Annotated in this window: 28 protein-coding genes and 3 pseudogenes; 17 read left to right on the top strand and 14 right to left on the bottom strand. The window is 38.1% G+C overall.

Features of this window, described 5'->3' with window-relative positions:
• Positions 1-151: 151 nt before the first annotated feature.
• Both ACJTDF_RS01780 and ACJTDF_RS01775 read right to left on the bottom strand, forming a co-directional pair.
• Positions 152-1,348: an RNA-guided endonuclease InsQ/TnpB family protein gene (locus ACJTDF_RS01780; protein ID WP_407965889.1), complete on the bottom strand. Its 1,197-nt coding sequence runs from the start codon at positions 1,346-1,348 to the stop codon at positions 152-154.
• The gene (locus tag ACJTDF_RS01775) at positions 1,345-1,968 is read right to left on the bottom strand and encodes an IS607 family transposase (protein WP_407965888.1); all 624 of its coding nucleotides are present in this window, start codon (positions 1,966-1,968) and stop codon (positions 1,345-1,347) included. Before ACJTDF_RS01775 ends, ACJTDF_RS01780 begins: the two co-directional genes overlap by 4 nt.
• Positions 1,969-2,029: 61 nt before the next feature.
• On the opposite strand from ACJTDF_RS01775, the pseudogene ACJTDF_RS01770 reads away from it, so the two are divergent.
• From ACJTDF_RS01770 to ACJTDF_RS01755, 4 genes and pseudogenes are all read left to right on the top strand, one after another.
• Positions 2,030-3,016: pseudogene (locus ACJTDF_RS01770) on the top strand (DUF4815 domain-containing protein); the annotation flags it as partial.
• Positions 3,017-3,029: 13 nt separating this feature from the next.
• The gene (locus ACJTDF_RS01765; protein WP_407965887.1) at positions 3,030-4,241 is read left to right on the top strand and encodes a Bgr_08870 family protein; all 1,212 of its coding nucleotides are present in this window, start codon (positions 3,030-3,032) and stop codon (positions 4,239-4,241) included.
• The gene (locus ACJTDF_RS01760) at positions 4,198-4,341 is read left to right on the top strand and encodes a hypothetical protein (protein ID WP_407965886.1); all 144 of its coding nucleotides are present in this window, start codon (positions 4,198-4,200) and stop codon (positions 4,339-4,341) included. The genes ACJTDF_RS01765 and ACJTDF_RS01760 overlap by 44 nt, the downstream gene beginning before the upstream one ends.
• Positions 4,342-4,350: 9 nt before the next feature.
• Entirely contained in the window at positions 4,351-4,593 is a 243-nt protein-coding gene (locus tag ACJTDF_RS01755; protein ID WP_407965885.1) for a hypothetical protein, read from the top strand.
• Here the strand turns inward: ACJTDF_RS01755 and ACJTDF_RS01750 are convergent.
• Positions 4,590-4,754 carry a hypothetical protein gene (locus ACJTDF_RS01750; RefSeq protein WP_407965884.1) on the bottom strand — a complete coding sequence of 55 codons (165 nt, stop codon included), beginning with the start codon at positions 4,752-4,754 and terminating at the stop codon, positions 4,590-4,592. The genes ACJTDF_RS01755 and ACJTDF_RS01750 overlap by 4 nt on opposite strands.
• 118 nt (positions 4,755-4,872) lie before the next feature.
• On the opposite strand from ACJTDF_RS01750, the gene ACJTDF_RS01745 reads away from it, so the two are divergent.
• Positions 4,873-5,148 (top strand): type II toxin-antitoxin system RelE/ParE family toxin, encoded by a 276-nt coding sequence (locus tag ACJTDF_RS01745; RefSeq protein ID WP_407965883.1) that lies wholly within the window; start codon positions 4,873-4,875, stop codon positions 5,146-5,148.
• A 33-nt stretch (positions 5,149-5,181) separates the two neighbouring features.
• On the top strand, positions 5,182-5,508 hold the full coding sequence (locus ACJTDF_RS01740; protein ID WP_208431508.1) for a HigA family addiction module antitoxin: 327 nt from the start codon (positions 5,182-5,184) through the stop codon (positions 5,506-5,508).
• 44 nt (positions 5,509-5,552) lie between these two features.
• Here the strand turns inward: ACJTDF_RS01740 and ACJTDF_RS01735 are convergent, their stop codons facing one another.
• Complete coding sequence (locus tag ACJTDF_RS01735) at positions 5,553-6,017, bottom strand: Rha family transcriptional regulator (protein WP_407965882.1); 465 nt, start codon at positions 6,015-6,017, stop codon at positions 5,553-5,555.
• 479 nt (positions 6,018-6,496) lie between these two features.
• Between ACJTDF_RS01735 and ACJTDF_RS01730 the strand changes: the two genes are divergently transcribed.
• Genes ACJTDF_RS01730 through ACJTDF_RS01695 form a run of 8 tightly spaced genes read left to right on the top strand, consistent with a single transcriptional unit; the run spans position 6,497 to position 13,003 of the window.
• The gene (locus tag ACJTDF_RS01730) at positions 6,497-7,888 is read left to right on the top strand and encodes a phage tail sheath subtilisin-like domain-containing protein (RefSeq protein WP_407965881.1); all 1,392 of its coding nucleotides are present in this window, start codon (positions 6,497-6,499) and stop codon (positions 7,886-7,888) included.
• The gene (locus tag ACJTDF_RS01725) at positions 7,888-8,394 is read left to right on the top strand and encodes a phage major tail tube protein (RefSeq protein ID WP_407965880.1); all 507 of its coding nucleotides are present in this window, start codon (positions 7,888-7,890) and stop codon (positions 8,392-8,394) included. Before ACJTDF_RS01730 ends, ACJTDF_RS01725 begins: the two co-directional genes overlap by 1 nt.
• A gap of 3 nt (positions 8,395-8,397) precedes the next feature.
• Positions 8,398-8,685 (top strand): phage tail assembly protein, encoded by a 288-nt coding sequence (locus tag ACJTDF_RS01720; RefSeq protein WP_249677653.1) that lies wholly within the window; start codon positions 8,398-8,400, stop codon positions 8,683-8,685.
• A gap of 38 nt (positions 8,686-8,723) precedes the next feature.
• Positions 8,724-8,795: a GpE family phage tail protein gene (locus ACJTDF_RS01715; RefSeq protein ID WP_339373813.1), complete on the top strand. Its 72-nt coding sequence runs from the start codon at positions 8,724-8,726 to the stop codon at positions 8,793-8,795.
• A complete protein-coding gene (locus ACJTDF_RS01710) occupies positions 8,792-11,092 on the top strand; it encodes a phage tail tape measure protein (RefSeq protein WP_407965879.1) in 2,301 nt (766 codons plus the stop codon). The genes ACJTDF_RS01715 and ACJTDF_RS01710 overlap by 4 nt, the downstream gene beginning before the upstream one ends.
• Positions 11,093-11,097: 5 nt before the next feature.
• On the top strand, positions 11,098-11,478 hold the full coding sequence (locus ACJTDF_RS01705) for a phage tail protein (RefSeq protein ID WP_407965878.1): 381 nt from the start codon (positions 11,098-11,100) through the stop codon (positions 11,476-11,478).
• Positions 11,475-11,699, top strand: a complete 225-nt coding sequence (locus ACJTDF_RS01700) for a tail protein X (protein WP_407965877.1) — start codon at positions 11,475-11,477, stop codon at positions 11,697-11,699. The genes ACJTDF_RS01705 and ACJTDF_RS01700 overlap by 4 nt, the downstream gene beginning before the upstream one ends.
• A complete protein-coding gene (locus tag ACJTDF_RS01695; RefSeq protein WP_407965876.1) occupies positions 11,696-13,003 on the top strand; it encodes a contractile injection system protein, VgrG/Pvc8 family in 1,308 nt (435 codons plus the stop codon). Before ACJTDF_RS01700 ends, ACJTDF_RS01695 begins: the two co-directional genes overlap by 4 nt.
• 63 nt (positions 13,004-13,066) lie before the next feature.
• On the opposite strand, the gene ACJTDF_RS01690 is transcribed toward ACJTDF_RS01695, so the two are convergent.
• The 4 genes from ACJTDF_RS01690 to ACJTDF_RS01675 all read right to left on the bottom strand — a co-directional run bounded on the left by ACJTDF_RS01690 (position 13,067) and on the right by ACJTDF_RS01675 (position 14,457).
• Positions 13,067-13,390, bottom strand: a complete 324-nt coding sequence (locus ACJTDF_RS01690) for a type II toxin-antitoxin system PemK/MazF family toxin (protein ID WP_249677692.1) — start codon at positions 13,388-13,390, stop codon at positions 13,067-13,069.
• The gene (locus ACJTDF_RS01685; protein WP_249677663.1) at positions 13,390-13,614 is read right to left on the bottom strand and encodes an antitoxin MazE family protein; all 225 of its coding nucleotides are present in this window, start codon (positions 13,612-13,614) and stop codon (positions 13,390-13,392) included. The genes ACJTDF_RS01690 and ACJTDF_RS01685 overlap by 1 nt, the downstream gene beginning before the upstream one ends.
• Before the next feature lie 195 nt (positions 13,615-13,809).
• Entirely contained in the window at positions 13,810-14,121 is a 312-nt protein-coding gene (locus ACJTDF_RS01680; protein ID WP_407965875.1) for a DNA-binding protein, read from the bottom strand.
• A gap of 12 nt (positions 14,122-14,133) precedes the next feature.
• A complete protein-coding gene (locus ACJTDF_RS01675) occupies positions 14,134-14,457 on the bottom strand; it encodes a type II toxin-antitoxin system RelE/ParE family toxin (protein WP_407965874.1) in 324 nt (107 codons plus the stop codon).
• A 105-nt stretch (positions 14,458-14,562) separates the two neighbouring features.
• Here ACJTDF_RS01675 and ACJTDF_RS01670 point away from each other — a divergent pair, with 105 nt between their 5' ends.
• The 3 genes and pseudogenes from ACJTDF_RS01670 to ACJTDF_RS01660 all read left to right on the top strand — a co-directional run bounded on the left by ACJTDF_RS01670 (position 14,563) and on the right by ACJTDF_RS01660 (position 15,775).
• Positions 14,563-15,225 (top strand): lysozyme, encoded by a 663-nt coding sequence (locus tag ACJTDF_RS01670; RefSeq protein ID WP_407965873.1) that lies wholly within the window; start codon positions 14,563-14,565, stop codon positions 15,223-15,225.
• Positions 15,222-15,449, top strand: coding sequence for a hypothetical protein (locus ACJTDF_RS01665; RefSeq protein ID WP_407965872.1), 228 nt, complete (start codon positions 15,222-15,224; stop codon positions 15,447-15,449). The genes ACJTDF_RS01670 and ACJTDF_RS01665 overlap by 4 nt, the downstream gene beginning before the upstream one ends.
• Before the next feature lie 123 nt (positions 15,450-15,572).
• Positions 15,573-15,775 (top strand): annotated as a pseudogene (locus tag ACJTDF_RS01660) (hypothetical protein).
• A 63-nt stretch (positions 15,776-15,838) separates the two neighbouring features.
• Here the strand turns inward: ACJTDF_RS01660 and ACJTDF_RS01655 are convergent.
• The 6 genes and pseudogenes from ACJTDF_RS01655 to ACJTDF_RS01630 all read right to left on the bottom strand — a co-directional run bounded on the left by ACJTDF_RS01655 (position 15,839) and on the right by ACJTDF_RS01630 (position 23,269).
• A complete protein-coding gene (locus tag ACJTDF_RS01655; RefSeq protein ID WP_407965871.1) occupies positions 15,839-16,711 on the bottom strand; it encodes a DNA adenine methylase in 873 nt (290 codons plus the stop codon).
• Positions 16,712-17,096: 385 nt separating this feature from the next.
• A complete protein-coding gene (locus tag ACJTDF_RS01650) occupies positions 17,097-17,369 on the bottom strand; it encodes a hypothetical protein (RefSeq protein WP_407965870.1) in 273 nt (90 codons plus the stop codon).
• A 161-nt stretch (positions 17,370-17,530) separates the two neighbouring features.
• On the bottom strand, positions 17,531-18,127 hold the full coding sequence (locus ACJTDF_RS01645; RefSeq protein WP_407965869.1) for a ParB N-terminal domain-containing protein: 597 nt from the start codon (positions 18,125-18,127) through the stop codon (positions 17,531-17,533).
• A gap of 505 nt (positions 18,128-18,632) precedes the next feature.
• Positions 18,633-18,926 (bottom strand): annotated as a pseudogene (locus ACJTDF_RS01640) (Rha family transcriptional regulator); the annotation flags it as partial.
• A 132-nt stretch (positions 18,927-19,058) separates the two neighbouring features.
• Positions 19,059-20,234: a tyrosine-type recombinase/integrase gene (locus tag ACJTDF_RS01635; RefSeq protein ID WP_407965868.1), complete on the bottom strand. Its 1,176-nt coding sequence runs from the start codon at positions 20,232-20,234 to the stop codon at positions 19,059-19,061.
• 2,117 nt (positions 20,235-22,351) lie between these two features.
• Positions 22,352-23,269, bottom strand: coding sequence for a YopJ/AvrA family T3SS effector serine/threonine acetyltransferase (locus ACJTDF_RS01630; RefSeq protein WP_407965867.1), 918 nt, complete (start codon positions 23,267-23,269; stop codon positions 22,352-22,354).
• Positions 23,270-23,435: the final 166 nt, after the last annotated feature.

Below are 23,435 nucleotides of genomic sequence, written 5' to 3'. Positions count from 1 at the left end.
TCGCCAATGCCAATGACGCACGACAGCCGGATCCACCGTACACGGTTTCGCAATGGGCAGATAAAAATCGATACCTTAGCACCGTAGCAAGCGCCGAGCCTGGGCTTTGGAGAACTATACGTACCGTTCTATCAAACTTATGTAAATGTGATCATTTCTGATTAAATATACTGTTGATTTCCTGCTTCTTTGAGGCTGGTTTCACCAAAGTCATAAGACATTGGCCAGGGCCTTCCTCTCCACAGGCTGACACGGTGGAACTCACCGCCAAGTTTTTTAAATTAATTGCGGCATTAATGTCTCTATCATGGTGTATACCACAATGAGAACATCTCCACTCACGTATGCTAAGAGGTAACTTTTCAGCCTTACATCCGCAATGATGGCAGATCTTACTGCTCGCATACCAACGATCTGCAATAACAATCTGTCGACCATAACGTACTGCTTTATATTCCAATTGACGGCGAAACTCGAAAAAACTTTGATCTGCAAAAGAACGCGATAAATGCCGGTTTTTCAACAAACCTTTTACATGAAGATCTTCCAGACAAAACGTCCCAAAACGCTGAATTAAATCTGTTGTAACCTTATGCAAATGATCTGTTCTGATATTGCTTATCCGTGCATGAAGCTTAGCGAGTTTTTGTTGCTCCTTATAACGATTACTCGAGCCTTTTCGCTTACGACTTAGCCTTCGAGACAAGCGCCGTAAACGATTTAGCAAAGCCTTATAAGGTTTAACACCTCCTATGGTCTCTCCTGTCGAAAGCGTTGCAAGTGCATTGATGCCTAAATCAATACCAACAATAACTTGGTTCTCGTTCAGTGGCTTTTGATTATCTGTTTCAACACTAAGACTTACAAACCACCGATCCGCTTTACGGCTAATGGTTGCTGACAAGATCTTTCCTTGAAATCGCAATTGTTCTCGCAGACGAACCCAACCAAGTTTGGGAATTCTTATCTTGGAACCTTGCAACTGTATTTGATCATTGGTTAAAGTAAAACGATCGTGCACTCCTTTCTTTCTAAAAGTGGGATATCGGCTTCTCCCTGAAAAGAAATTTTTAAAAGCCACACCCAATTGAATAATTGCCATTTGTGGAGCATTTTTAGTAACTTCCATCATCCATGGAAATTGTTCTCGTTTTAGAGAATTGAATTGTCTACGTAGACCATAGTCATTAGGCTTTGGTAAATTATTATCTTGCTTCCATGCTTCATATTGCTGCTGCCATTCTTTCAGTGCCCAATTATAAGCAAAGCGTGCACAACCACTAGCTCGAGCCATATAGCTTCGCTGTTTATTGTTTAAGTCTAGAGCTATTTTGTGAGCAACAATCATTGCGAGGCCTCTACAGCTTGACGAACATTCTCTAATAACCGTTGATTTTTTCTCGAACGACTTCCATAAAGACGAGCACTAAAGACAGTAATAATTTCTAAAACATCTTTGGCTAAATCTTCTTCAAAACTGCTTTCTTCCCCCTGATTAAGAATGACAACCTCAACTTGTTTGGCTTCACAAATGGCGAAGACCAATTCTGCACCAAAGCGCAATAAACGATCTTTATGTGTAATCACCAAACGACCAATTTCATTTTCAATGAGAGCATCCAATAAACGTTTAAGACCTTTTTTACGATAGTTCATTCCGGATCCTAAATCAGAAATGAGTTCATAAGTCCAACCTTGGCTTGCACAATAAAGCTCGAGAACCTGTTTTTGTCGCTCTAAATCGTCTTTTTGATCATGGCTCGATACACGTGCATAAGCAATGGTTTTTCTTTGTGACAGTTCTCTCGAATGAAAAAGCTCAGGTCTCAGCTTGGATAGGTCATAACGCCGGTGTCCTCCTACTGTATGCTCAGAAACAATCTTGCCTTCACCTTCCCAACGACGTAAAGTACTAATCGAAACACCTAAAACTTGAGCTGCTTTACCTATCCCAACAAATCTATCCATAATGCATATTATTACATAGATATAAGTAGATTACAAGTCAGCTGTTAAAGCCCAAAGAAGACCCGATGAAACACGACAAATCACAGGGATTGATTTCCATCTTTGTAAAATTGGCAATCCTTCTCATGATTTAATGATCGATTTAGTCACCACTGAAAACGGCTATCCTACCGCCGATATTCAAGCCCAAACATCCTATTCCATGAAAGGTGCAAAAACCGGATGGGCAAAAGCACGCTATGATGTCCCCTTATTAATCCCCGATGATCGTCTGACCGCTTTTGTCATTAAAACTGATGATGGTGACCATTCTGTCTCACTGGCCAAACTTGGTGATTTTGATGCAGAGAGCCAAAGATATGTCTCAAGCCATCCCTATGTGACGGGTCCGCGCTTTTCTTCTGTCAACGCACAAAGCTGGACCGCACATCAAGATGAAGCCTTAGCATTTCGAGTGTTAGCAGCCCGCTACACACAAACAGAAAAAACCGTTCCTTTAGGTGAGTTTGATCTTGTTGACTGCTCTGATTTGCAAATACGTGCAGCCATTGAATTGCCTTCAAGTGAGTGTTCTGTCATCTTTGAAATTGAACGCAACAACGGCACAGTTTATCAACTACTGCCCTTTCAATTGCTTAATCTTACTGAATATATCAGTGAAAAAGTTCACCTCCGCGCTATTCTCAAAGGCACAGAAAAGCTTTCACCCGTGTTATTTGCTCCTGTTCAATTGATTGCAGGAAAAGTTCATAAAGAAGCAACCTATATCACCAGGGCTTTTGCCTTTGGTGAAAAATCGAGGCTTACCAGCTATATCAAAACCTTTTTGCCTGGTGGTTCATCCTTTACACTGGAGATGCAACTGGATGATGGTTCTTTTAGCCCTTTGGAACTAGATGAAACAGAACAGCTATCGGAACCTCTTTGGACAGAGCGCAAATTTATCAGTGATGATAAATCAGCACAACAAGCGCGCCTCAAACTCACACTCACTGGTGGACCTGCCGCACGATCTATGGTGTGTGATTTCGGCGCTGGCATATTATGATGGGAGAACAGACATGACCAAAACCAAAAAACTCGACATGGAACTGCCAAAAGAAGGACGCTTTATCAGTTCTGAATTCCCAATCTTGCGGGAAAACTTGACCAAAATTGATCAAGCCATTGCTGACGTTGAGGGAAAGATAGACGAAAAAGCGCCTTTAAAACATACGCATAGCATAGGTGATGTCACAGATCTTGAAACAGCCCTCAGAGGCAAGATGGCAGCTGATAAAACCTTCTCATTCGCTGATTTAAGCGATATCGAGGGTGCACAAGATGCGGCTAACAATTATGTGCTCTACAAATCAAGCAATAATAATTTTACCTTTGGTAGTGCAATATCATTGTTAGGTGCGCATCAACATAAAACAGAAGATATCGTAGGACTTGACGACTTTAGAGCCAAAATCAATGAAGATCTCACAAGCTATGGGCGTTTAGCACAAGCCAATGAATGGCAAAATGATAACAAATTTAACAACAAAGTGACTATGAGTGGTGATGTGGAACTCACTGGCAATTCCTCGCTTAGCCTCACCCATAACGGTGAAGTGGTTACAAGTTTAAGCACAACGGAAAGCAAGCTTAAAGGACCGCTTAAAGTCGATGGTGAAGCTGTTTATACGAAAAGTGAAATTGATAAATTGATAGCTTTATTCACCAAAAAAACTGTTGAAATCCTCATGACAGAAAGCGGTACCACTCCATTGCCTGAGGGTGTCACTGATGACACAGTAATTGAAATATGGGCATGGGGTGGTGGTGGAGGTGGTGGATGTGATGGTGGAAATGGAAAGGCTGGCGGTGGGGGTGGAGGTGCTCGATGTGCGCATGTTAGAATTAGAGGATTAGACCTTAAAAAATCGACAATAGCTCAGGTTGGTCGTGGAGGCAGTGGTGGTGTCGCCGACAATCGTGGCGATGGAGGTCTTGGTGGAGCGACCTTTATCAAAGGAATTATTCGTGCAGAGGGTGGTCAACAGGGTCGTCATGGTAATTGTAGTGAAACAACGACAGCTATACCTCCATACCGGGATGAAATTTTTGACGGTGGTAGAGGTGGCTGTGGCGGTGGCCACTTGGGTAGTAATCATGGAAATGATGGTGAAAACAGTATTTATGGCGGCGGCGGAGGTGGAGGCGGTGGCAGAAAGAACTCAAGAAGCGGTAATGGTGGCGATTATGGAGCTAACAGAGGCGGTAATGGTGGCGACTTATGGCGCTAACGGAGGCGGTGGAGGTGGAGGCTATTTTCGTGGAAAGGATGGGGGTACAATCGGTGGCGATGGCGGAGATGGAGCTATCTTGTTGAAATTTTTTATATAGGAGCACTTCATGGAATATGCAATTGTTGAAAATGGTGTGGTAACAAATATTATCGTCGCATCAGAAGATTATGTTCACGACTTTGATGGTGAAGCAATTCGGTCAAAGGAAGCACAAATTGGCTGGATTTACAAAGACGGGCAATTTTTCCCGACCGCTGTTGATGAAAGCACAAAACAGCTCTCATCTACTGAAATGGCAGAAACAGACGCACCTGTAGAGCCTGTAAAAGAACCGCAAGAAAAAATTTAAATAGGATAATGTTCTGTTTCATAAGCTTCAATTAACAAAACAAGAGTTTTCATTCTATCAAATTCTGGAGTATTCTCTTTAGGTTGATTGTCAAACATCGCAGACACAATTTCTAAAGCTTCTTGGTAAGCTCTTTCTGTACAAATTGGTTTGATATTCATTTCTTAAATTCTTTTAGTTCTACAGTATTCCATTAACAATATTTAACTGTAACATTTTTGTTGACAATTGTCACTTAATACATTACATTTTACTTAAAATAAAGTTATTGAGTTTGCTATGATCAAAACATTTAAAAATAAAGACCTACAATCTCTTTGGGAAACAGGAAAAAGTAAGATTGATAGCAGGCTTCAACAGCGTATTATTCGCCGTCTTGATACTCTTGATGCGGCTTCTCAAGTTAGTGATGTCAATGTACCAGGTTATAATTTTCATATGCTTAAAGGCTTTACTCCAACTCGCTACACAATTCATATCAACGGTCCTTGGTGTATCACTTTTGAATTTAAAGACAGACACGTTTACCATGTTGATCTAGAGCAATATCATTGAAGGTTTTAAGATTAATTGTAAAGGAAACTATCCATGACTACACGTAATCCTAATCGTTGTCCTACTCATCCAGGAGAAATTTTAGCTGAATCTTTGGAGCATTTAGATACAAGCAAAACCGAAATTGCTCGGATTCTTCAAATATCACGTCAACATCTACATGGCATCCTTAAAGGAGAACGTCCAGTCACAGCCGTAACAGCGGCTCGCATTGGTAAATTGTTAGGAAACGGACCTGCCCTCTGGTTACAGCTTCAAGCCAATTATGATACATGGCATGCCTTGAGGGACATTGATGTATCTTCAATTCCAACATTAACAGCTAATAAAGTGGATATACAAATGGAACAGAGTCATTAAACCTCCCCGCTTTTGAAACGAGGAGATAAAATTATATTGTAGGTCTAAGCTACTTTTACAATCGGGTTTGCTAAAACACGCTTAGCTTCTTCAACAAGCGTTTTGTAATGTTTGCTCTCTTCTGCTAATGTAAAGGCTTTCACAAGATGCATGTGAAGCGGTCCATAAATGTAAACAGCTTTTTCAGTAGCTCCCATCTCATCCCAGTTGCTTGGAAAATCAAAGCGTGTATCACGGTCATTATCAATTAACTGGTTTTTTAAATCGTAGAAAGCTCTAACAAGTGCTTTTTTAAATGCACGCACCATATCATTGTTACGCATATAAGTCATGAGTAAGGTTGCTTGTGGTTCATTAAGGATAGCAACTTCTCTCTTTTGACCACCTTTACCATCTCTTTTACTCACTTGGATTTCAAATCCGAGTGAACCAAATTCCTCAAAATCCTTACGATTATTGCGTACTAACTGTATAACTGTTTTATGGGTATTCCCCACACCCTTGGACATACACACGAAGACCCTGGACAAAATTTCTTATGATGGGCAACGATCTTTCGGGATACTGTTGAACCGATTAGTTACGAGGTGTTTTAAGCCTGCCAATCAGACTATAGCTGTTCACAGAAACTGTCAATTATTTTTTGAAAAATCCTAAAAGTAATAACACTCCACAAAGAATGCCGGGTGCTGAAAAACACGGCAACAAGCCCGTCGTTATGCCTTTCCCCCGAAAGGGTATTGTATAGCGTAACCACACCCGACAAAGCTATTATATGCGTGTAGCATATAATGAGTCAAAGCTTTTAAATTACGGAAGATCAGTTATTTCGGTAACCAATCCGCTTGTTGTTTTAAGGTGTTTTTCAAGCACCTTTGTATGAATCTAACGATTTTGAATATTTTGTCAAGTCGTTCTCAAAAGCGGCTTTTTACCTCTCATTTTTCACATTCACTTCATTAGCCACTATTTTAAAGGAGTATAAAGTATGGCAACAGGTTTTCTACACGGTGTTGAAGTTGTCGAGGTTGACGACGGCACCCGACCCCTTCGCGCGGTACAATCGGCCGTTATCGGAATTGTTGGCACAGCACCCGATGCTGATGACCGAGCATTTCCCCTTAACACACCCGTTTTGGTAACGGGTTCTCTTTCACAAGCAGCTAAACTGGATAAAACAGGCAAGCGTCAAGGCACCTTACCTAATGCCCTTGATCTCATTTTTAAGCAAGTGGGTGCCATTGTTGTTGTCGTGCGTGTGAACGAGGGTGACAATGAAAATGCAACACTCACCAATGTTCTGGGCGGTGTGAACGCAAATGGCGCTTATGAAGGTGTTCATGCTTTCATTGGAGCACAATCTGTTGTGGGACAAACACCACGTATTCTCATCGCTCCAGGCTTTACACACAAACGCCCTATAAGTCTTAGCAAGATTGATGTGATAAACCAAGGAAACGGTTACACTCAAGCAACCGTTAAAATCGAAGGCGGTGCAGAAGCAGAAGCAATCTTGAAAGATAGAAAAGTAACTTCTGTTGTCATTAAGGACAGTGGCTTTGATTATCAAACCACCCCAAATGTGACGATTGAAGGAGATGGTACTGGAGCGACAGCCAAAGCCGAAATCAGTACAACCTCTAATCCAGTAGCGGCAGAACTCATTGGCATTGCTGAACGCCTACGCGCTATTGTGGTGCTTGATGCACCAAACACGACAGATGAAGCAGCCCTTAGTGCAGCAAAGGATTTTGATTCAAAGCGCGCCATTATCGTTGACCCTTTTGTAAAGCTGAATCGTGATGGAAAAATCTTAGAACAGCCAGCAAGCGCAGCGATTGCTGGTGTCATTGCTAAAACTGATTTCACACATGGCTTTTGGCATTCACCTTCAAACAAAGTAATCAATGGCATTGTAGGAATTTCCCGCCCGATTGATTTTTCCATTGGTGATAGATCCAGCCGTGCCAACCTTCTTAACGAACAAAACATCACAACAATTATCCGCGAAAACGGTTATCGTCTTTGGGGAAATCGCACTCTTTCAAACGATACAAAATTTGCTTTCTTATCGGTAGTGAGAACTGCGGATATGATCAATGATGCTATTTTGCGCGGGCATCTATGGGCGGTTGATCGTAACATCAAAAGGACATACCTCAACGATGTAAGTGAAAGCGTCAACGCTTATTTACGTGATTTAAAAGCGCAAGGCGCCATTCTTGGTGGGCGCTGTACACCAGATCTAGAGCTTAACACAACAAGCGCCATTCAAGACGGCCGAGTCTATTTCAATGTTGAATTCACCCCAACCACACCAGCAGAACACATCACGTTCCGCTCACAAATCATCAATGATTACCTAGAGGAGATTTTTTAATGGCCATACCCGTTTTACCAAGAGTTTTGAAATATTTTAACATTTTTGTCGACGGCATTCCCTATCAAGCAAAATGTGAAAGCGTCACCCTGCCAAACTTAAGCTTGATTGTAGACAACTATCGTGGCGGTGGCATGGATAGCACCATTGAAGTTGATCTTGGTCTTGAAACACTTACACTTACCATGACCATTTCTGATTGTTCTCCAGAATTAATGACACTGTTAGGACGCACAGACGTTGACATCTCATTGCGCAGTTCAATGCAAGCACAAGGCACGCCCGCAGAAGGTGTTATCATTACCATGAGAGGGCTTTGCAAAGGCTTTGAAATGGCAGAATGGCAACCAGGAAGCAAAGCAACATCGACAGCTACCTTCACATTGCAGTATTTTAAATATGTCCAGAAGGACGTTGAAATTGTTGAGATAGACGTTCTCAACTTGATTAGAAAATTCAATGGTATCAATCAATTAGCAGACCATAAAGAAAACTTAGGATTATAAAAAATGACTATACAAAAAAGTATTACACACAAATTACTTATTCCTGTGACCTTTGAAGGAAAAGAACACACCGAAATTACCTTACAACGTCCCAAAACAAAAGATGTGCAAGCCATTGATAAGAAAGAAGGTATTGAACAAACAATTGCTATGATTGCACGCCTTTCCGGATGGCCACATGAAGCGATTGAAGAACTGGATATTAATGACTTGTCGAGCATTGGAGAGATTTTGGAGTCTTTTATCAAGCGGCGGGACACCTCGACTGGGAAACCGCCGCTAAACTCATAGCCGATATCGCCATTGTGTTCCATTGGTCACTTTCAGACATGATGGAAATGGAACTGCAAGAACTAATATTCTGGCGAAAACAAGCAGCAGAAAGGTATAAAACAAAATGAATGAAAAAGTTGCCGATGCAAAGGTTAAGCTGTCCCTTGAAGACAAACTCACCACACCTCTTAAACATCTTCAAAAAAAATTCGATACATTGTCAAAAACACTCTCACATAGATTGAGTATTCCGCGCTTTTCTGCTGCTGTAAAAAACATGACAACGAGCCTTCATGGCGTTCAAAGTGCTCTTGGTACAGCTGCAAACCGTGCTTCAGTCTTTACTGGTGCTTTAGGGCTTGCAGGTGGTGGTCTTGTGGCCAGTCTAACTGCTGTTACTATGAAAACCATGCATATGGGCGATAGTCTACACCATGCATCACGCCATTTAGGGATGAGTGTTACATCGCTTCAATTATGGGGTGATGCGGCCGATAATTCAGGATATTCTGCCGAACTCTTTCAACAATCCCTAGCCACTTTAAATAGGCGTTCAGCACAAGCATATGCTGGACAAAAAAGAGGTATTATGGGCTTTGAGGCACTTGGTATTTCGGTCAAAAACGCTTCTGGAAAACTCAAATCAAACTCTGTCTTACTGGAAGAAATTACCGACAAGATGAGTAAGATGAAAAATCAAGCGCAAAGACAGCACATTGCTGCTCTGCTGTTTGGTGGTGACGGCAAGGAAATGGCAGCCATGCTTGCGCAAGGGATGGAGCCAATCAAAGAACTGTTTGCAAAAGCACAAAAAGGAAAATGGCTAATAGGAGCCGACGTCGCACGCTATGCAGCAGATTTAAGTGATAAGCTTGGTGCCTTTAAGAAAAAAATAGGTGGTATCGCGAGCTTTATTGGAGCACGCTTCATGCCAGTGCTCAATGATATGATTGACGGTTTTTCAAAGTTGATTGATGAAAACCGTGACCTCATCCAAACAACAGTTGCTGGATGGGCTAAAAGCGTAAAAAAAGTCTTTAATGATTTGCTTAACCCTACCTCTAATTTGAGAAAAAGTATCAGTGATCTTACAAAGAGAATTAAAGGCTGGTTTCGCTGGCTAGAGCCTTTGATTGGTGAAATAACCGTCTTTAAGGTAGGTCTTGTAGCCATTGGTTCATTCATTTTTGGACCACTCATTGCCGCATTAGCCGCAGCGGGAGCAGCGTTCGTCACGCTTGGCTATGCAATCATGACAACACCTATCGGCTGGATACTTGGTGGTATTACAGCTCTTGTTGCTGCTGGATATCTGCTCTACAAAAACTGGAATAAAATCAATGGCTGGCTGCTTACATCACTAGCCATAATGAGTGCAGTTTTTATCAGGCTTGCTTTCGCTTTTTCAGGACCGGTGCTTTCAGCCTTCACTTCTGTTGGTTCTAAAATTACCGGCCTAGCTGTCAATCTTGGAAAATCCCTACTCTCAAAAATAATCGTAGCAGATAAAGCTTTTATTAGATTTTCTGCAACTCTTGGAAGATCACTCCTCTCAACAATCGTAACTGTTTGCTCTGCAGTCGCTCGTCTTGCTTTAACTTTTGTAGGCTCACTGATTTCGGCAATAACTGCTGTTTCTTCTGCTTTTATATCGCTTGGTATCACAATCATGACTACACCCATAGGCTGGATAATGACTAGCATTGCAGCCCTTATTGGAATTGGATATCTGCTCTACAAAAACTGGGATACAGTTATAAACTTCATAAGCAAGTTATTGGATTCTTTTGCTAGCTTATGCAGTAACGTTTTTGATCAACTCTTCACTCTTTTTAAAAACTTTTCACCACTCACTTGGATAGCAAAAGAAATTAATGAACTCATTAAATGGTTGCTTGGCGTCGATTTAATGGAGGCAGGAGCCAACCTGATTAACGGTCTTTTGGAAGGTATCAAAAGAAAATGGAATGATCTGTATAACGAATTTGGCAATATGATGAATGGACTAACCAGTTGGATGCCAAACTGGATGAAAGAAAAGCTAGGCTTTAATGTTTCAATCAACAAAACTTCAACTCAAACTATTAAAACCTTTACCGATGAAACCAATGCTCGTGCAAAAAGAATGCTTGATACAGCAATGGTCCCCTATTCTCCATCTGGAAGAAGCAAAAGCAGTTCCAATACAGGCGTAGTTGAAACAGGACAAATGCAGGCTAAAACTGTAAAGGTTGAATCTTTCAAGGTTCCAGAACCAATCACAGTTCATAAGCCGGTAGAAGTAGACGCCCGCGTGATGATTTCAAATTTAAATATTTCCGTTCCCAATGGTTTAAAAGACGAAATCCGCGCCGCCGTAAATCAAGCCCTTGAACACTATGCCAAACAACAGCGCTTGGCTATAGCTTCTAGTCTTTCGGATTAATCATCATGATGTTAGCTTTAGGTGGTTTTATCTTTTCCATTGAAACAGCAGCCTATCAAGTCCTCGATATGACCTATGACATTCCATGGGTTGAACAAGGTCGGTTGGGACGTAAAGCAGCGCTTCAATTGCCAGCTGCTGCAAATGCTGCGTTTTCTTTAAAAGGTATCGTTTATCCAGATTTCAAAGGCGGTCATGGACAAATAGAACATTTACGGCAAATGGCGCATAACGGTCCTCACATCCTTGTGACCGGTCAAGGCACAATTTTAGGTAAGTTTGTCATCCTTTCCGTAGAGGAAAAACAAAGTGTTTTTCATTATAATGGCACACCCAAAAAACAAGAATTTACGATAAAGTTGAGAGAATATGGTGAAGACCTATGAGGGACCTTTATATGACTAAAGATGGCGATATGGTGGATGCCATTTGCTGGAAATACTATGCCAAAGGTCAACAAGCGCTTGCTGTTGAACGCGTCTACGCGGCTAATTTTGGTCTTGCAGACTATGGGCCAATTTTAAAAGCAGGTATCACTATACTCCTACCATCCCTCCCCTATCCTAAAGCCACACCTGTGATCAGAATTTGGGGCAACAAACAATGAAACCTTTTTGCACAGTGATGGCAAATGGGGAGGATATTACACGCATACTTATGGACTATGTTTTGTCGATTGAAATTACCGATGAAGCAGAAGACAAAAGCGATCGCATCACCATAGAGCTTGATGATCGTGCGCGTGAGTGCGATAATGGCTTTCTTGACATACCTCTCATTGGAACAATCATTTCTATAACTCTTGGTTATGAAGGCGGTAAAAACCGTGATATGGGAGCCTATCTAATTGATGAAATCTCTGTAAGCAGCCCACCACAAACCTTAAGTGTTACAGGTCGCGCCGCCTCCATGAACACATCTTATAGAACACCTAAAAGCCAATCCTATCACCAGCAAACTTTAGGCAACATTATTCAAGAGATAGCACAGCGCAATGGCTATACACCAAAAGTTGATCCTGCTCTTGCAAAAATTGTTGTGCGTCACATTGATCAAACAACAGAAAGCGATATGGCTTTTGCCACACGCCTTGCAGAAGAATATGATGCAGTAGCAAAGCCTGTTGATGGTAAATTAGTGCTTGCCAAACGAGGTGAAGGCAAAGCTATAACCGGTGAAACCATCCCTGTTGTTATCATCCATGAGAAACATTGTACCTCTTGGGATTTTAAATACAGTTCACGGGATGAAGCCGGTATGGCCAATGGCTTAAAGACAGATGCGGGGGACGATCAAAAGGCTGCTGCCAACGCACGAGAAGCCGAAGAAATCGATGAAGGAGAAGATGTTATTCATATGGATGAAAATGACGCCGACGGTTTGCCTGAAGCAGAGACAGCAGCAGAAACACCTGAAAAGCAAGAACAAGAAGAAGAGAAAAAAGGAGGTGTCCTTGCAACCTATCACGATATCCGCACTGGTGAAAAAAAGGAAGTCAAGGTTGGTAAAGAACCTTTTCATGAACTCAAATATACCTACCATAACCAATCAGAAGCTGTTGCGGCCATTGCTGCTTATCGCAATAAATCATCTCGTGGAAAATCTTCTTTTTCCTGTGATATCGGCGGTAATCCCTTTGTACAAGCAGAAGCAAAACTTATTCAAGAGCCTCCTTTTCGTCCCTATATTCCAGCAGAATGGCGTATCAAAAGTGTTAAACATAAACTTGATAAGACAGGAGGCTACACAACAAAAATAGACTGCGAACTTTTTGATAAAGCACAAGAAGATACCGCTAGAAACGTTGCAAACACAAAACCAGACAAGGATGATATCCTTGATCCAAACGCTCAACCAGACGCATGTGATGAAAGCGATGGCGTCATCCATATGGATGAGGAAGACACATGAATAAAGCTATCTTATCTAATGATGATAAAAAGCATATTCCTATCCGAAAAAGAAATCCAATTTTTATTTTACTATCCCTAAAAACACAGCCAAACAACGTTCAATCTCTAGCATTTCCTTTTCTTTAAGAGAGCCAAAAATGGAACTCATTTTATCACACCTTACAGTCATAATCTTATCAATCATTACTTGCGAAGGTTTTTGTAAGCCATTTTTGGTGTTTGGCTGAATCGTAATGCGGAGTAATGGTGCATCAACAAGTGTACTTGTAATTGGTAAAACCGTCATGCTGGTATGTTCACTAAATTGATTAGCTTGAATAATCAATGCAGGTCTTGGTTTACCAAAATCACCTTGTATCGCTATTGTTACCAGAGAACCACGCATCATTCTGTCCAACCATCAACATCCATTAAAGATTGATCCATAAACAACTGTATAGATGTATCAGCTTTATCCATTTTTGCTACTAAGCGACATTGGCGACGACACTCTTCTGCAAAATTTGGCTGGCGTGTATCTGGTACCCAAATTTGCATTAAGCGCAATCCTGCTTTTCTTTGTGCGTTGCGATGTTTTTGAACACGTTCATTAACATGCATTGTACCCATAATAAAATCTCCTTTTGTTTCATGTAACGTATAACACAGAATAAAGTTACATGAAACGAGATTTTTAATAAAATGCAATAATTACAATTTTTAAGATATCACTTAACCTCACCTTATGTGGAGCTTTTCTATAAAGAAAAACACGCCGTTCCCCATCTTTAAGGTAGGCTTTAACAGGAAAATAGCAAACTCAGATTAAACGTGTGGGATGGGTCGTTCAAGAGGTTTTACAGTCAAGCGAAGCCCCATAGTACGCAGCAAAACATTTAAATTACGGAGCTCTGGATTACCATTTTCTGAAAGTGTCCGGTAAAGTTGTGTTGGATTCAGATTGGCTGCTTTAGCGACAGCTTGAACACCACCATAAGCTTTGGCCATTTGGCGTAGAGTTACAAGCAGTTCACCCTGATCACCATCTGCTAGGATGGCATCAAGGGTAGCTGCTGCCAACTCAGGGTCTTCATGAAATATTTCTGCCATCGCATCATCATGGTTACGGTCTTTCATTCTTGCACTCCTTTAATCTTCACGGTTTTGCCAATCACACCAGCAAGCACATGCGCGAGTGATATCAGTGTCTTGTGTTTTTTTGCTACCACCGCATAATAACAATAATACGGTTTTTCCAGATTGGGCATAATAAACTCGGTAACCAGGACCAATATTAATACGCAGTTCATAGACACCATCACGAAGCGGCTTGAAGTCACCAAAGTTTCCTTGCTCTAAACGATTAAGACGGCGAATAATTGCAGTTTTAGCCTGCACATCACGCAGCTTTCGCAGCCAATCAGATATCAAGTCTTTGCCATCAGAGGTAAGGTAGTGACGTATTTCAAACATAATATATATTCGTTTATAAACGAATATATGTCAAGAAGGAAAGAATTTTATTTTTAGATTTTCACTCAGCCTCACCTTGTGTGGGGCTTTTTTATGGAGAGGCATATGCGAAAAATATCATCAGAAGGACTTGCACTTATCAAACAATGGGAAGGTTTGCGTTTGAACGCCTATAAAGACGCCATTGGTGTGTGGACAATCGGTTATGGACACACCAACGCTGCTGGAGAACCTTTTGTTTACGAAGGCATGACAATCACTGAAAAGCAAGCAGAAAAACTTCTTTGCCGAGACTTAAGACAATTTGAGAATGCCGTTGAACGCGCTGTTATAGTTTCCTTAACAAATGAACAATTCGCGGCATTAGTGTCCTTTTGCTATAATATAGGAACAGTAGCTTTTTGCAATTCTACACTGTTAAAAAAGCTTAACAAAGGTGAATATGAAGCGGTGCCATCCGAATTACAGAAATGGATAAAAGCAGGAGGAAAACGTTTGAACGGTCTCGTACACCGACGTGCAGCAGAAGCAGGCTTATGGGCAAAAGGCGCTTATGTTTCTTCTCATTATCAAACAGCAGAAGCGCAAGAACCAACAAAAATTTTAAAAGCAGAAGTTCTTGCTCCTATTATAGGTGCTGTTTCAGGACTTGCGGAATTGTTAGAAGGAAGCGGTCCTGTACAATATGCTTTAGCAACGATTATAGTTTTTGCGTCCTGTCTTGGATTAGTATTGGTTGCTAAGCGCTTACGAGAGCAAGGTTTATGATCTTGTGGGGAAAAAGATCTTTTGTGATGGTGATGGCGGTTTTAACCGCCTTTTTTGTAGCCTTAGTGAAGGCTTTTCGTTTGGGCAAAAAGACTGAACGGCAAAAACAAACAGAGACTATTGTCAAGAGAGCAATAACACGGCTGGAAATAGAAAATGAAGTTAATAAGAAAAGTGATGCCGATGTGCGTGCTGATCTCTCTGAGTGGGTGCGCGACAAATAAATATGTTTCTTCTTGTGTTGGTTGGTTCCCTATTTATTTAAGCCGGCAAGATCTGAACAGCATCAGTTCGCATTTAGCAAGAGAGATCTTAAAGCATAACAAGCAAGGTGAGTACTTGTGTCGATGGAAACATGGGTAGAAAAAGAAATGCTTCAGGAAATAATACTCACCTATCAAAGTGTGAAAATGATGTCTCGTTTTATGAAGTAGATAGCTTTTTTCTTATCCTTGATTTTGCGCGTCTTATGGATGCGATATACAATGTCTTTGCACATTTGAAGCAATGGTTTTCAAAAATTAGCCACCTACATCTCCTTAAAATATGAAATTGAATTGATAGCGATCAAACTTGATAGCTTTTAAAGAATGGATTTTTGTTATAAAATCATCTAAGCTGCATTGCAAAGCGACACTATATTTTGTTTTAATGATTGTGGAATTTTTATTTTTGATGAAAAAACCATCAATTCTTGAGCTTGTCTCTTATTTTGTAGAGAATACCGTATATTAAATTCTATTTTAGGATATTGATTGTACAAGCATTTAATTTCTTCTACGTTGTCATAGGTAATTAACCAAGGCACATTTACATGTCGTGAGATGATATTTTCTAAATCACGATGATCTTTAGCTTGATAAAACGAAGTATACAACCCTCTTCCTTTCTTGAAATATGGAGGATCTATATAAAGAAAAGTGTTTTCGGTTCCATTCGTCGCATAACGTCGCAAAAATTCCTGCGCATCCAGTTGCGTTAAATGTATCCTCTCTTTTTGTTTACTTATGCGAAGAATGCGTTCAATTATATTCTCTTTATTAAACCGGCAATCTATTTTATAAGTACCGATTTGTCCTTTTCCTCCAATTGGACCAGCATTTTTAATGATTCCTGATCTATTTGTGCGATTCAAAAAAAGTGCTGCAAATCCTGTGCTAAGTACATCTGCGTTTTCAGGAGAAATTTCTTTTTGTGTGTACCATTCTTCTAAACTAATGGTAGTTGTGTTAATTTTTTCTATTAATTCTTCTGTCTTGTGCAAAACACAATGCCAAAAACTCCAAATGAATGGGTCAATATCGTTAATGTGAATATCTTTAACATCACCATTTAAAAGAAGCTTTAGAGCAAGCCCGCACCCACCAGCAAATGGCTCTCTATAGGAACAGCCATTTAATGCATTTTTCTCAAATATTTCTTTGACTTTTCCATAAAGTACAGCCTTGCCGCCCAGATACCTTAATGGAGAATAAGTGTAAGCCATCTCTGTGGACCCTACTAGAACAAAAATTATGTTATCATATTTTATTCGTATTGGACAGCATTAGCTATAAGATTTGAAGAGTTTTCTGCAACTTTTTTTTCATATACTTCATTAATTAATTGTATTAATATTGGCTTTAATATCTGGATATCATTAGCAACATCTGCATAAGTCAAAGGTACTGCAAGAAAAGCGTGTTTCGCTGTATTGGCTTGTTCTCTAATCTTTTTTAGAGTATCTGAAATACCTCTTTGATTTTCATTTATATACTGCGTATCACCAAGTTTGGTTGTTAATAATGAATGTCCCTTTAAAAAATCATCAAAAGGTAGCTTTCCTTGACGCCCTAAAAGACCTGTCAGCCCTTCAAATAAACAACTAAATGCTATATATATATAAGAGGTGTATCAGCATTGGCGCCTAATTTTTTGATTGAAGAATATATACTGATGGGTTTTATAATATCTAATTTCCGCAACTGATCTGCAATTTCTTCATCATAGATCTGACGAAATGATTTTTGTTTTTGATAATTTTTATCTTCATTCGCATCATTTGGAAATAGACTATATTGTCTTTTAGAATATTCTGTTTCTTTTTTACCGTTTTTAATCTTGGTTTTGTTAAAATCATTTTTAGAATAACTTGACTTAATCAAACCAAATTGCCGAGATAATATTTCAAAATATTTTTCTCTATTTTCTTTATTATTGTAGTCACGAGAATTTAACTTATTTCCAAGGATATCTCGTACAAATTGTTTCAGAAAATTATCAAGTGCAGAATTTTCTTCATATGAACATGAAAAGGTAACTTCGTCTATCTCCTTATTATAATAGATTCCAGTATATTCAAAAAAGTAGATCCGGAAATAAAACGCGTCACATTGGTAATCTTATAGAATTGTGAAACATCCTCCAACAAAAAATCAAATAATAGATACGCAAATCTATTCTCATTTTTTGGAAAATATCGTGCCTTATGTATGGCATTCCATGGCTTGACACCTTTTCCGTTGTTTTGCCCGGAATGTTTTGTCTCTATCCAATGATTAGCCTTTTCTCTATCGGAAACAATCACGCATTCTATAGAATTTATTTGAACTTTACGGCTTACACTAAATTTGCTAAATGTTTTTAAAAGAGGCTCTGGGGTTAAATTAGGATTATCAAGAAGTTTGAGCGCAACAAGCCGCCGATTACCTTCAGCAACAATGTACTTTTTTTCATCTTGCAATACTATAAGCTTTTCACATGGAGAAATCCCATTTTCAGCAATATCTTTGGCTAATTCTGATATCTGTTCTGTCTTGCAAAGAAAATTTATAGCATCCTTTTCTGTTGCACATCTAGGAATTCTAGGTTTTTTTAGATCAAGCTTAAGTTTTTTTAAAGAAATTTTTTTAGTATTTGCCATTGCATTCCCGGGATCAAAAATATCGAATCATAGTATTTACATAAAAACATACTATATTGGTATAAAATGTAATCTTTATATAAAACAATTTCTTCTCTAGCTTAAAGACTAGTAATGTTTTACGAACATCATCCAATCTCCTCCTTGTCCTTTAAGGCATAGGAAAAATGAATGCTGCAACAGCTGTCCTATTCAAATACTTACATAATTGGAAAAACTTTCCGAAAAATCCTCGAGGATAAGACATGCCATTTATAATTTTTATCCCTCCCTGCTTTTAAAGCGGGGAGATGAATTGTGTTTTAAGCTAAGCAGCTTCCACAACGAAACTTTCTAGAATACGCTTGGCTTCTTTTGTAACTGATTTGTAATGCTTAAGCTCTTTTTCGATTTCATCTATTTTCAAAAGACGACCAAAGATGATACCCATAATTTTAGGATAATTTGTCAAAACATATTGGCGAAGATAGTTAAGATCATCAAAGTCATGTCTCAGCTGTAAAGCTGATTGCACCTCAAGCTCTATCCAACAATCAATGATCTTAGAACGCAATACAGTACTGTATCCAGAAACAAGAATTAAACATTCACGCTTGGGAAGGTTGTAACAGTTTTGCGTCTTTCCCTGCCTATCTAAATAGGTGCCTCCAAATTTGGGGAAATCTCTTTCAGAGTATAATTCTTCAAGTATTTTCTTAATATCACACATAACATGGTCATGTCTTTTACCACATAATTCGGCAATCTCACGACTCGACAAAGTATTGTATAGTGTAACCACACCCGACAAGACCTTGATATGCTACAAAGCATGCAATGAGTCAAAGTTTTTAAATTTCGGCGAGAAGAGATTATTTCGGCAACCAATCCGCTTGGTATTTAAGGTGTTTCTTAGGCACCTGAATCGAAAATACACATTACAGAAATAATGTCAAGTCGCTCCTGATATAAAGGACGCCCACTGTTCTAAGAGGACACGTCGTTGTTCCAAAAAATCCGTTCGCATGTAGGCCTTTGTCACCGAACTCCCAACTGAATGTGCAAGAACAAATTCTGCAATCTCAAACGGTGTTGACGTTGTTTCTGCTATCCAATCCCGTAAGCTTGAACGAAAACCATGGGGTCTATAATTAAAACCTTTTTCTTTCATGAATTTAGAAAGTGTTACATCAGATATAGGCTTTCCAGAACTCCCTGAAAATAAAAAACCATTTTTTTCTATTTTTTTTGCTTTTTCAATAACAGCAAGCGCTTCAGCTGTAAGCGGCACACGAAAATCAGAAACCTTTCCAACAATCCCCTTCATATTTTCTTTTGGGATAATCCATATTGATCCATAAATCTCTTCTGACCGAATATGCCTAATTGGCATAGAACGAACACCCGTCAAAATAAGAAGTTTTAAAGCTAGGTTTGATACAAGCTCATCATCTAAAGATTGAAAAAACTTAGGCACTTCTTTCCATGGCATTGCTGGAATATTTTGGGTATTTTGAATAAACTTTCCTAATAAAGCTTTTGCTTTTGGTATCAATTGCATATCCACATCTATACCAAGTGCCGCTGCATGTTTTATAGCTATATTCAAGCGGGATAGAGCTTTACTTGCTGTTTCGTTTTTTGTCTTCCAAATAGGAGAAATGCATCCTTTTATATCAACTTGCGTCAGTTCAGTGATTGGCATATCACCAAGTTTAGGAAAAACATGTAACTCAAGAGGTGTTAACCACCTTGCTGCTTTTCCTTCATTTTTCAATTCGTTTTTTTTCGCTTCAAAAGCACTAGAGGCAATTTCTCGTAAAGAAATACCACCCCCTGCCCGACGCAAATTTTCTTTTTGTTTTTGGCGAATTGGGTCAATTCCTTGATCCAAAAGATCACGACAAGCTGAAGCCTTGAGCCGTGCTTCTTTTAAAGATACATTGCTACAAGAACCTAATCCCATTTCTCGTCGTTTTTTATTGAGATCAAACCTAAAAACCCATCGTCCTCGATCTGGGGCAGTTTTGATAAGCCATAAACCAGCTCCATCAGCATATTTGCCTTTAGATAGATTTTTTACAGATAAGACAGACAATCTATCACGTGTTCTTATTCTTCGAACCACCTTTTGAACCACCTTTTGAATTGCGCTTGGAGCGCTTTCATCTGGTACCAAGATTATATATAAAAGGCAATTTAATAAATAAAATAAAATAAAAACAAATAGTTATTAAACAGAAAAAAAGATAAACCGCGCTATCAGGTGATATTGTAGAAAGTTCTAAGGAAAGAAAAAATTGGTGCACAAACGGTGCACGCCCGCACCATTTCTAGAATTTTAAAATCAATAAGTTATCTACGATAAACAACAGATTTCCTTTTTTGCAGCTATTGCAACACTATTAAGTGGAATTGTAATTTTGCAAAATTGCGAATCAACTTAAATACAGTGAATCACTTTTGTATTTATCACGTATTATAAACATCTTTCATATCAGAAATAGCTTTGAACAATGATATTCGTTTCTAAAAATGATGGCATTTTGATTTTAACGATAAAATCACTAGCTTTGTAGTTTGCTCTTCCTTTTGCAAAGAATACTTTATACCAAATTCTATTTTAAGAGCTTGATTATACAAAAGCTAATTTTAACTACATTGTCATAAGTAATTATCTAAGATACATTTATGTACTGAGAAATAATATCTTTTAAATTTCGGTTGTCCTCAAATTGATAAAATGATGTGTTACAGTTTTTTCTCCTTTTTAATATAGAGAATCTATATAAAAACCATTTTTATTTGTTTCATAACGTAATAAAAAACTTCCACGCATTTAACTGTGTTAAACGAATTTTTTATACAGTTATATCGCGAACACATTCAATAATCTGCTCTTTTTTAATCTGCAATCTATTTTATAATCCTTTTCTTCCAATTGGACTAGCATTTTTTATGCTTCTAAATTTATTAGTGCAATTTTAAAAAAGCACTACAAATTCTACAAACAATACATAGTTATTTTAGAAGATTTTTTTTTGTTTGTACTATTCCTTTAAGTTAATGGCAATTAATTCTATTTTTTCTATTAACTTCTATTGATATAAAAATTCTGAAGAACTTACATGATTTTTTATTTTGTACTTCATCTACTACGCTCTTCAACAAGGAATTTGACATCTCCATGTCATTACAAACATTTAGATAATTCAACTACGCTGCTATTTTAGCGTATTTAATCATATTTGCTTGTTATCTAAAATTTTGTAGAGTATTTAAAACTCCTTTTTCTCAGTCATATATTGCTTATTGCCAATCATTAAATTAATATTGTAATAATGAACGATTCCTTTAAGAATTACTGATTTTTTTCATTATGACATCCTAAAAAATTAGTAAGTCCCTCGAATAAGCAATTCAATGCTACATACGCAAAAGATATATCGCGTTCGGAGGATAATTTTTAGAAGAGAGTATATAATAGAATATTTAATAATTTCTAATTTATTCAGTTTATTTTGAATTTCTTCATTGTAAAGTTTTTTACTAACTTAGGTTATTATTTCTGTTCTCATCACCTTTCCGACAATGCTTACTAGAAGAATTTTGTTTGATGCATTATTTTTTTTCTTAGTAGATCTTTGTGCTTTTCCTTTTTCAATAAAAAACAATGAGTTAAATAAAACATATTTCCGAAATAAGTTCTCTAAATAGCTTTTTAGTTCAGAGCACAGAAAATCACCTGCTTTTTAAGATATCTTGTATAAATTATTCAAGCATTCTCATAATGACTCGATCTAAAAGATCAGCAATATTTTTTCTGTATTCAGTTCAAAATCAATAGACTTTAGCAGTATAATTTCCCATTCTTTATACCAATTGATAATAATAGATACATCAGTATAAAAAAACTCCTTGAAGCGCTTCAAGTTACATACTCTCCCATGTGAGTTCGATTTTAGAAATCAGTTCTTTGTTTTGGCGATATATTTTTACCTAACAGAATCACTATATACTATAAGCATTCAATAGCTAAATTATGCAGGGAAGAAGTTGTTTCCATAACCCTTGCTAGTAATTCAATATTCCTTAGGCGCTTGCTTCTTAGCACATATATACATTGTGTATACTTTATCAAGTAATAAAATACCCCTTTAACAAGGGAGCTATAAATACCCCAAGAAGGCTTAAGCCCAAGTTTATATTTTTTTCAAAATTGATAATTTGATCAAAGATTTATATTTACCTTATCAAAGATTTATATTCATAAATCCTTTTTTTGTGTGGCGAACAAGATACTCTTTTATTATCTATCACGGCTGAATTCCGGTCAAACCTCTCAAAAATAACTTCACCCTTCTTGTTAATAATTTCTTGTTTAGCTTGCGGATTTGATTTTATATACTCATTAAGACGAGTTACGCTCTGCGTATGTTTGTAAAAAGTGACTGGAAGATACTTATCTAGCTGTTCATAAGATACAAAAAAAGTATCTGATTTACATAAGACACTGTTAATATTATCTCTGTGTAGTCTTTCTAATTTATCAGCTTCACAATAAAGCTTTTTAGCTATAGCCACACTAAAAATCCCACATTCAGAAGCACTCCGTTGAATATCCATTTCAGCCATAGCAAAATGACAATTAGGGAATTGACTCTCTTCAAGAATGTCTTTTACTCTCATTGCTAGTACTGCCGGCTTCATATGCTTGAACGCTGTAGGCTCAAATAATATTAAAGACATCCTATTATTGATAGTTTGATGATCAATTACTGCAAAATGGATTGCATCATCTCCTAAATTAACTATCAATCTAGAAGATTGAATCTTATTATCTATCGCATTTTTTATTAATATGGGAATATCCTCAGGTGTTGCAGAAAATTTAAGGCTCATCAATGGATATTTTTTGTTTGCTTCCTCTATCAAAGCGGGCATCATTGCAAGATCCAATCCTCCATAAATCATATCATACCAACTACCATGCTTAACGTCATTCTCTAAACGCATAATAGTGCTTTTTAATGGTTCAGCATTCCAAAATATAAAATTGTACTTTTTTCTAAGTACAGCTTTTTCTTTTTTTTCAAACACAACATCATTTTTATTTTTTGTTGAACGACGAATTTTGTTTAATAAATCTCTTAGTTTGGGCATATATTAATTTCCATATTTAGAATTATCATTCTATAACTAACCTTATTGAATGACTTTAAAATGTCGTGCATTAGTTTCTTTTTCATTCTTTAAAATGAGGCAATAAGATTATTTGGTAAAAACTAAGCTGCTTTTGCAATAAATTGTCTACGTTTTGTTCGTAAGC

Origin of the sequence: Bartonella bennetti, assembly GCF_045945445.1 — a bacterium.
Taxonomy (GTDB): Bacteria; Pseudomonadota; Alphaproteobacteria; order Rhizobiales; family Rhizobiaceae; genus Bartonella.
Note: the sequence above shows the minus strand (reverse complement) of the source record. Positions and strands in the feature narration are given on the sequence as shown.

Coding starts and splice junctions, on each gene's coding strand:
- ACJTDF_RS01780 (WP_407965889.1), bottom strand. CDS start 1,348: ATGATTGTTGCTCACAAAATAGCTCTAGACTTAAACAATAAACAGCGA.
- ACJTDF_RS01775 (WP_407965888.1), bottom strand. CDS start 1,968: ATGGATAGATTTGTTGGGATAGGTAAAGCAGCTCAAGTTTTAGGTGTT.
- ACJTDF_RS01765 (WP_407965887.1), top strand. CDS start 3,030: ATGACCAAAACCAAAAAACTCGACATGGAACTGCCAAAAGAAGGACGC.
- ACJTDF_RS01760 (WP_407965886.1), top strand. CDS start 4,198: ATGGAGCTAACAGAGGCGGTAATGGTGGCGACTTATGGCGCTAACGGA.
- ACJTDF_RS01755 (WP_407965885.1), top strand. CDS start 4,351: ATGGAATATGCAATTGTTGAAAATGGTGTGGTAACAAATATTATCGTC.
- ACJTDF_RS01750 (WP_407965884.1), bottom strand. CDS start 4,754: ATGAATATCAAACCAATTTGTACAGAAAGAGCTTACCAAGAAGCTTTA.
- ACJTDF_RS01745 (WP_407965883.1), top strand. CDS start 4,873: ATGATCAAAACATTTAAAAATAAAGACCTACAATCTCTTTGGGAAACA.
- ACJTDF_RS01740 (WP_208431508.1), top strand. CDS start 5,182: ATGACTACACGTAATCCTAATCGTTGTCCTACTCATCCAGGAGAAATT.
- ACJTDF_RS01735 (WP_407965882.1), bottom strand. CDS start 6,017: ATGTCCAAGGGTGTGGGGAATACCCATAAAACAGTTATACAGTTAGTA.
- ACJTDF_RS01730 (WP_407965881.1), top strand. CDS start 6,497: ATGGCAACAGGTTTTCTACACGGTGTTGAAGTTGTCGAGGTTGACGAC.
- ACJTDF_RS01725 (WP_407965880.1), top strand. CDS start 7,888: ATGGCCATACCCGTTTTACCAAGAGTTTTGAAATATTTTAACATTTTT.
- ACJTDF_RS01720 (WP_249677653.1), top strand. CDS start 8,398: ATGACTATACAAAAAAGTATTACACACAAATTACTTATTCCTGTGACC.
- ACJTDF_RS01710 (WP_407965879.1), top strand. CDS start 8,792: ATGAATGAAAAAGTTGCCGATGCAAAGGTTAAGCTGTCCCTTGAAGAC.
- ACJTDF_RS01705 (WP_407965878.1), top strand. CDS start 11,098: ATGATGTTAGCTTTAGGTGGTTTTATCTTTTCCATTGAAACAGCAGCC.
- ACJTDF_RS01700 (WP_407965877.1), top strand. CDS start 11,475: ATGAGGGACCTTTATATGACTAAAGATGGCGATATGGTGGATGCCATT.
- ACJTDF_RS01695 (WP_407965876.1), top strand. CDS start 11,696: ATGAAACCTTTTTGCACAGTGATGGCAAATGGGGAGGATATTACACGC.
- ACJTDF_RS01690 (WP_249677692.1), bottom strand. CDS start 13,390: ATGCGTGGTTCTCTGGTAACAATAGCGATACAAGGTGATTTTGGTAAA.
- ACJTDF_RS01685 (WP_249677663.1), bottom strand. CDS start 13,614: ATGGGTACAATGCATGTTAATGAACGTGTTCAAAAACATCGCAACGCA.
- ACJTDF_RS01680 (WP_407965875.1), bottom strand. CDS start 14,121: ATGAAAGACCGTAACCATGATGATGCGATGGCAGAAATATTTCATGAA.
- ACJTDF_RS01675 (WP_407965874.1), bottom strand. CDS start 14,457: ATGTTTGAAATACGTCACTACCTTACCTCTGATGGCAAAGACTTGATA.
- ACJTDF_RS01670 (WP_407965873.1), top strand. CDS start 14,563: ATGCGAAAAATATCATCAGAAGGACTTGCACTTATCAAACAATGGGAA.
- ACJTDF_RS01665 (WP_407965872.1), top strand. CDS start 15,222: ATGATCTTGTGGGGAAAAAGATCTTTTGTGATGGTGATGGCGGTTTTA.
- ACJTDF_RS01655 (WP_407965871.1), bottom strand. CDS start 16,711: ATGGCTTACACTTATTCTCCATTAAGGTATCTGGGCGGCAAGGCTGTA.
- ACJTDF_RS01645 (WP_407965869.1), bottom strand. CDS start 18,127: ATGGCAAATACTAAAAAAATTTCTTTAAAAAAACTTAAGCTTGATCTA.
- ACJTDF_RS01630 (WP_407965867.1), bottom strand. CDS start 23,269: ATGCCCAAACTAAGAGATTTATTAAACAAAATTCGTCGTTCAACAAAA.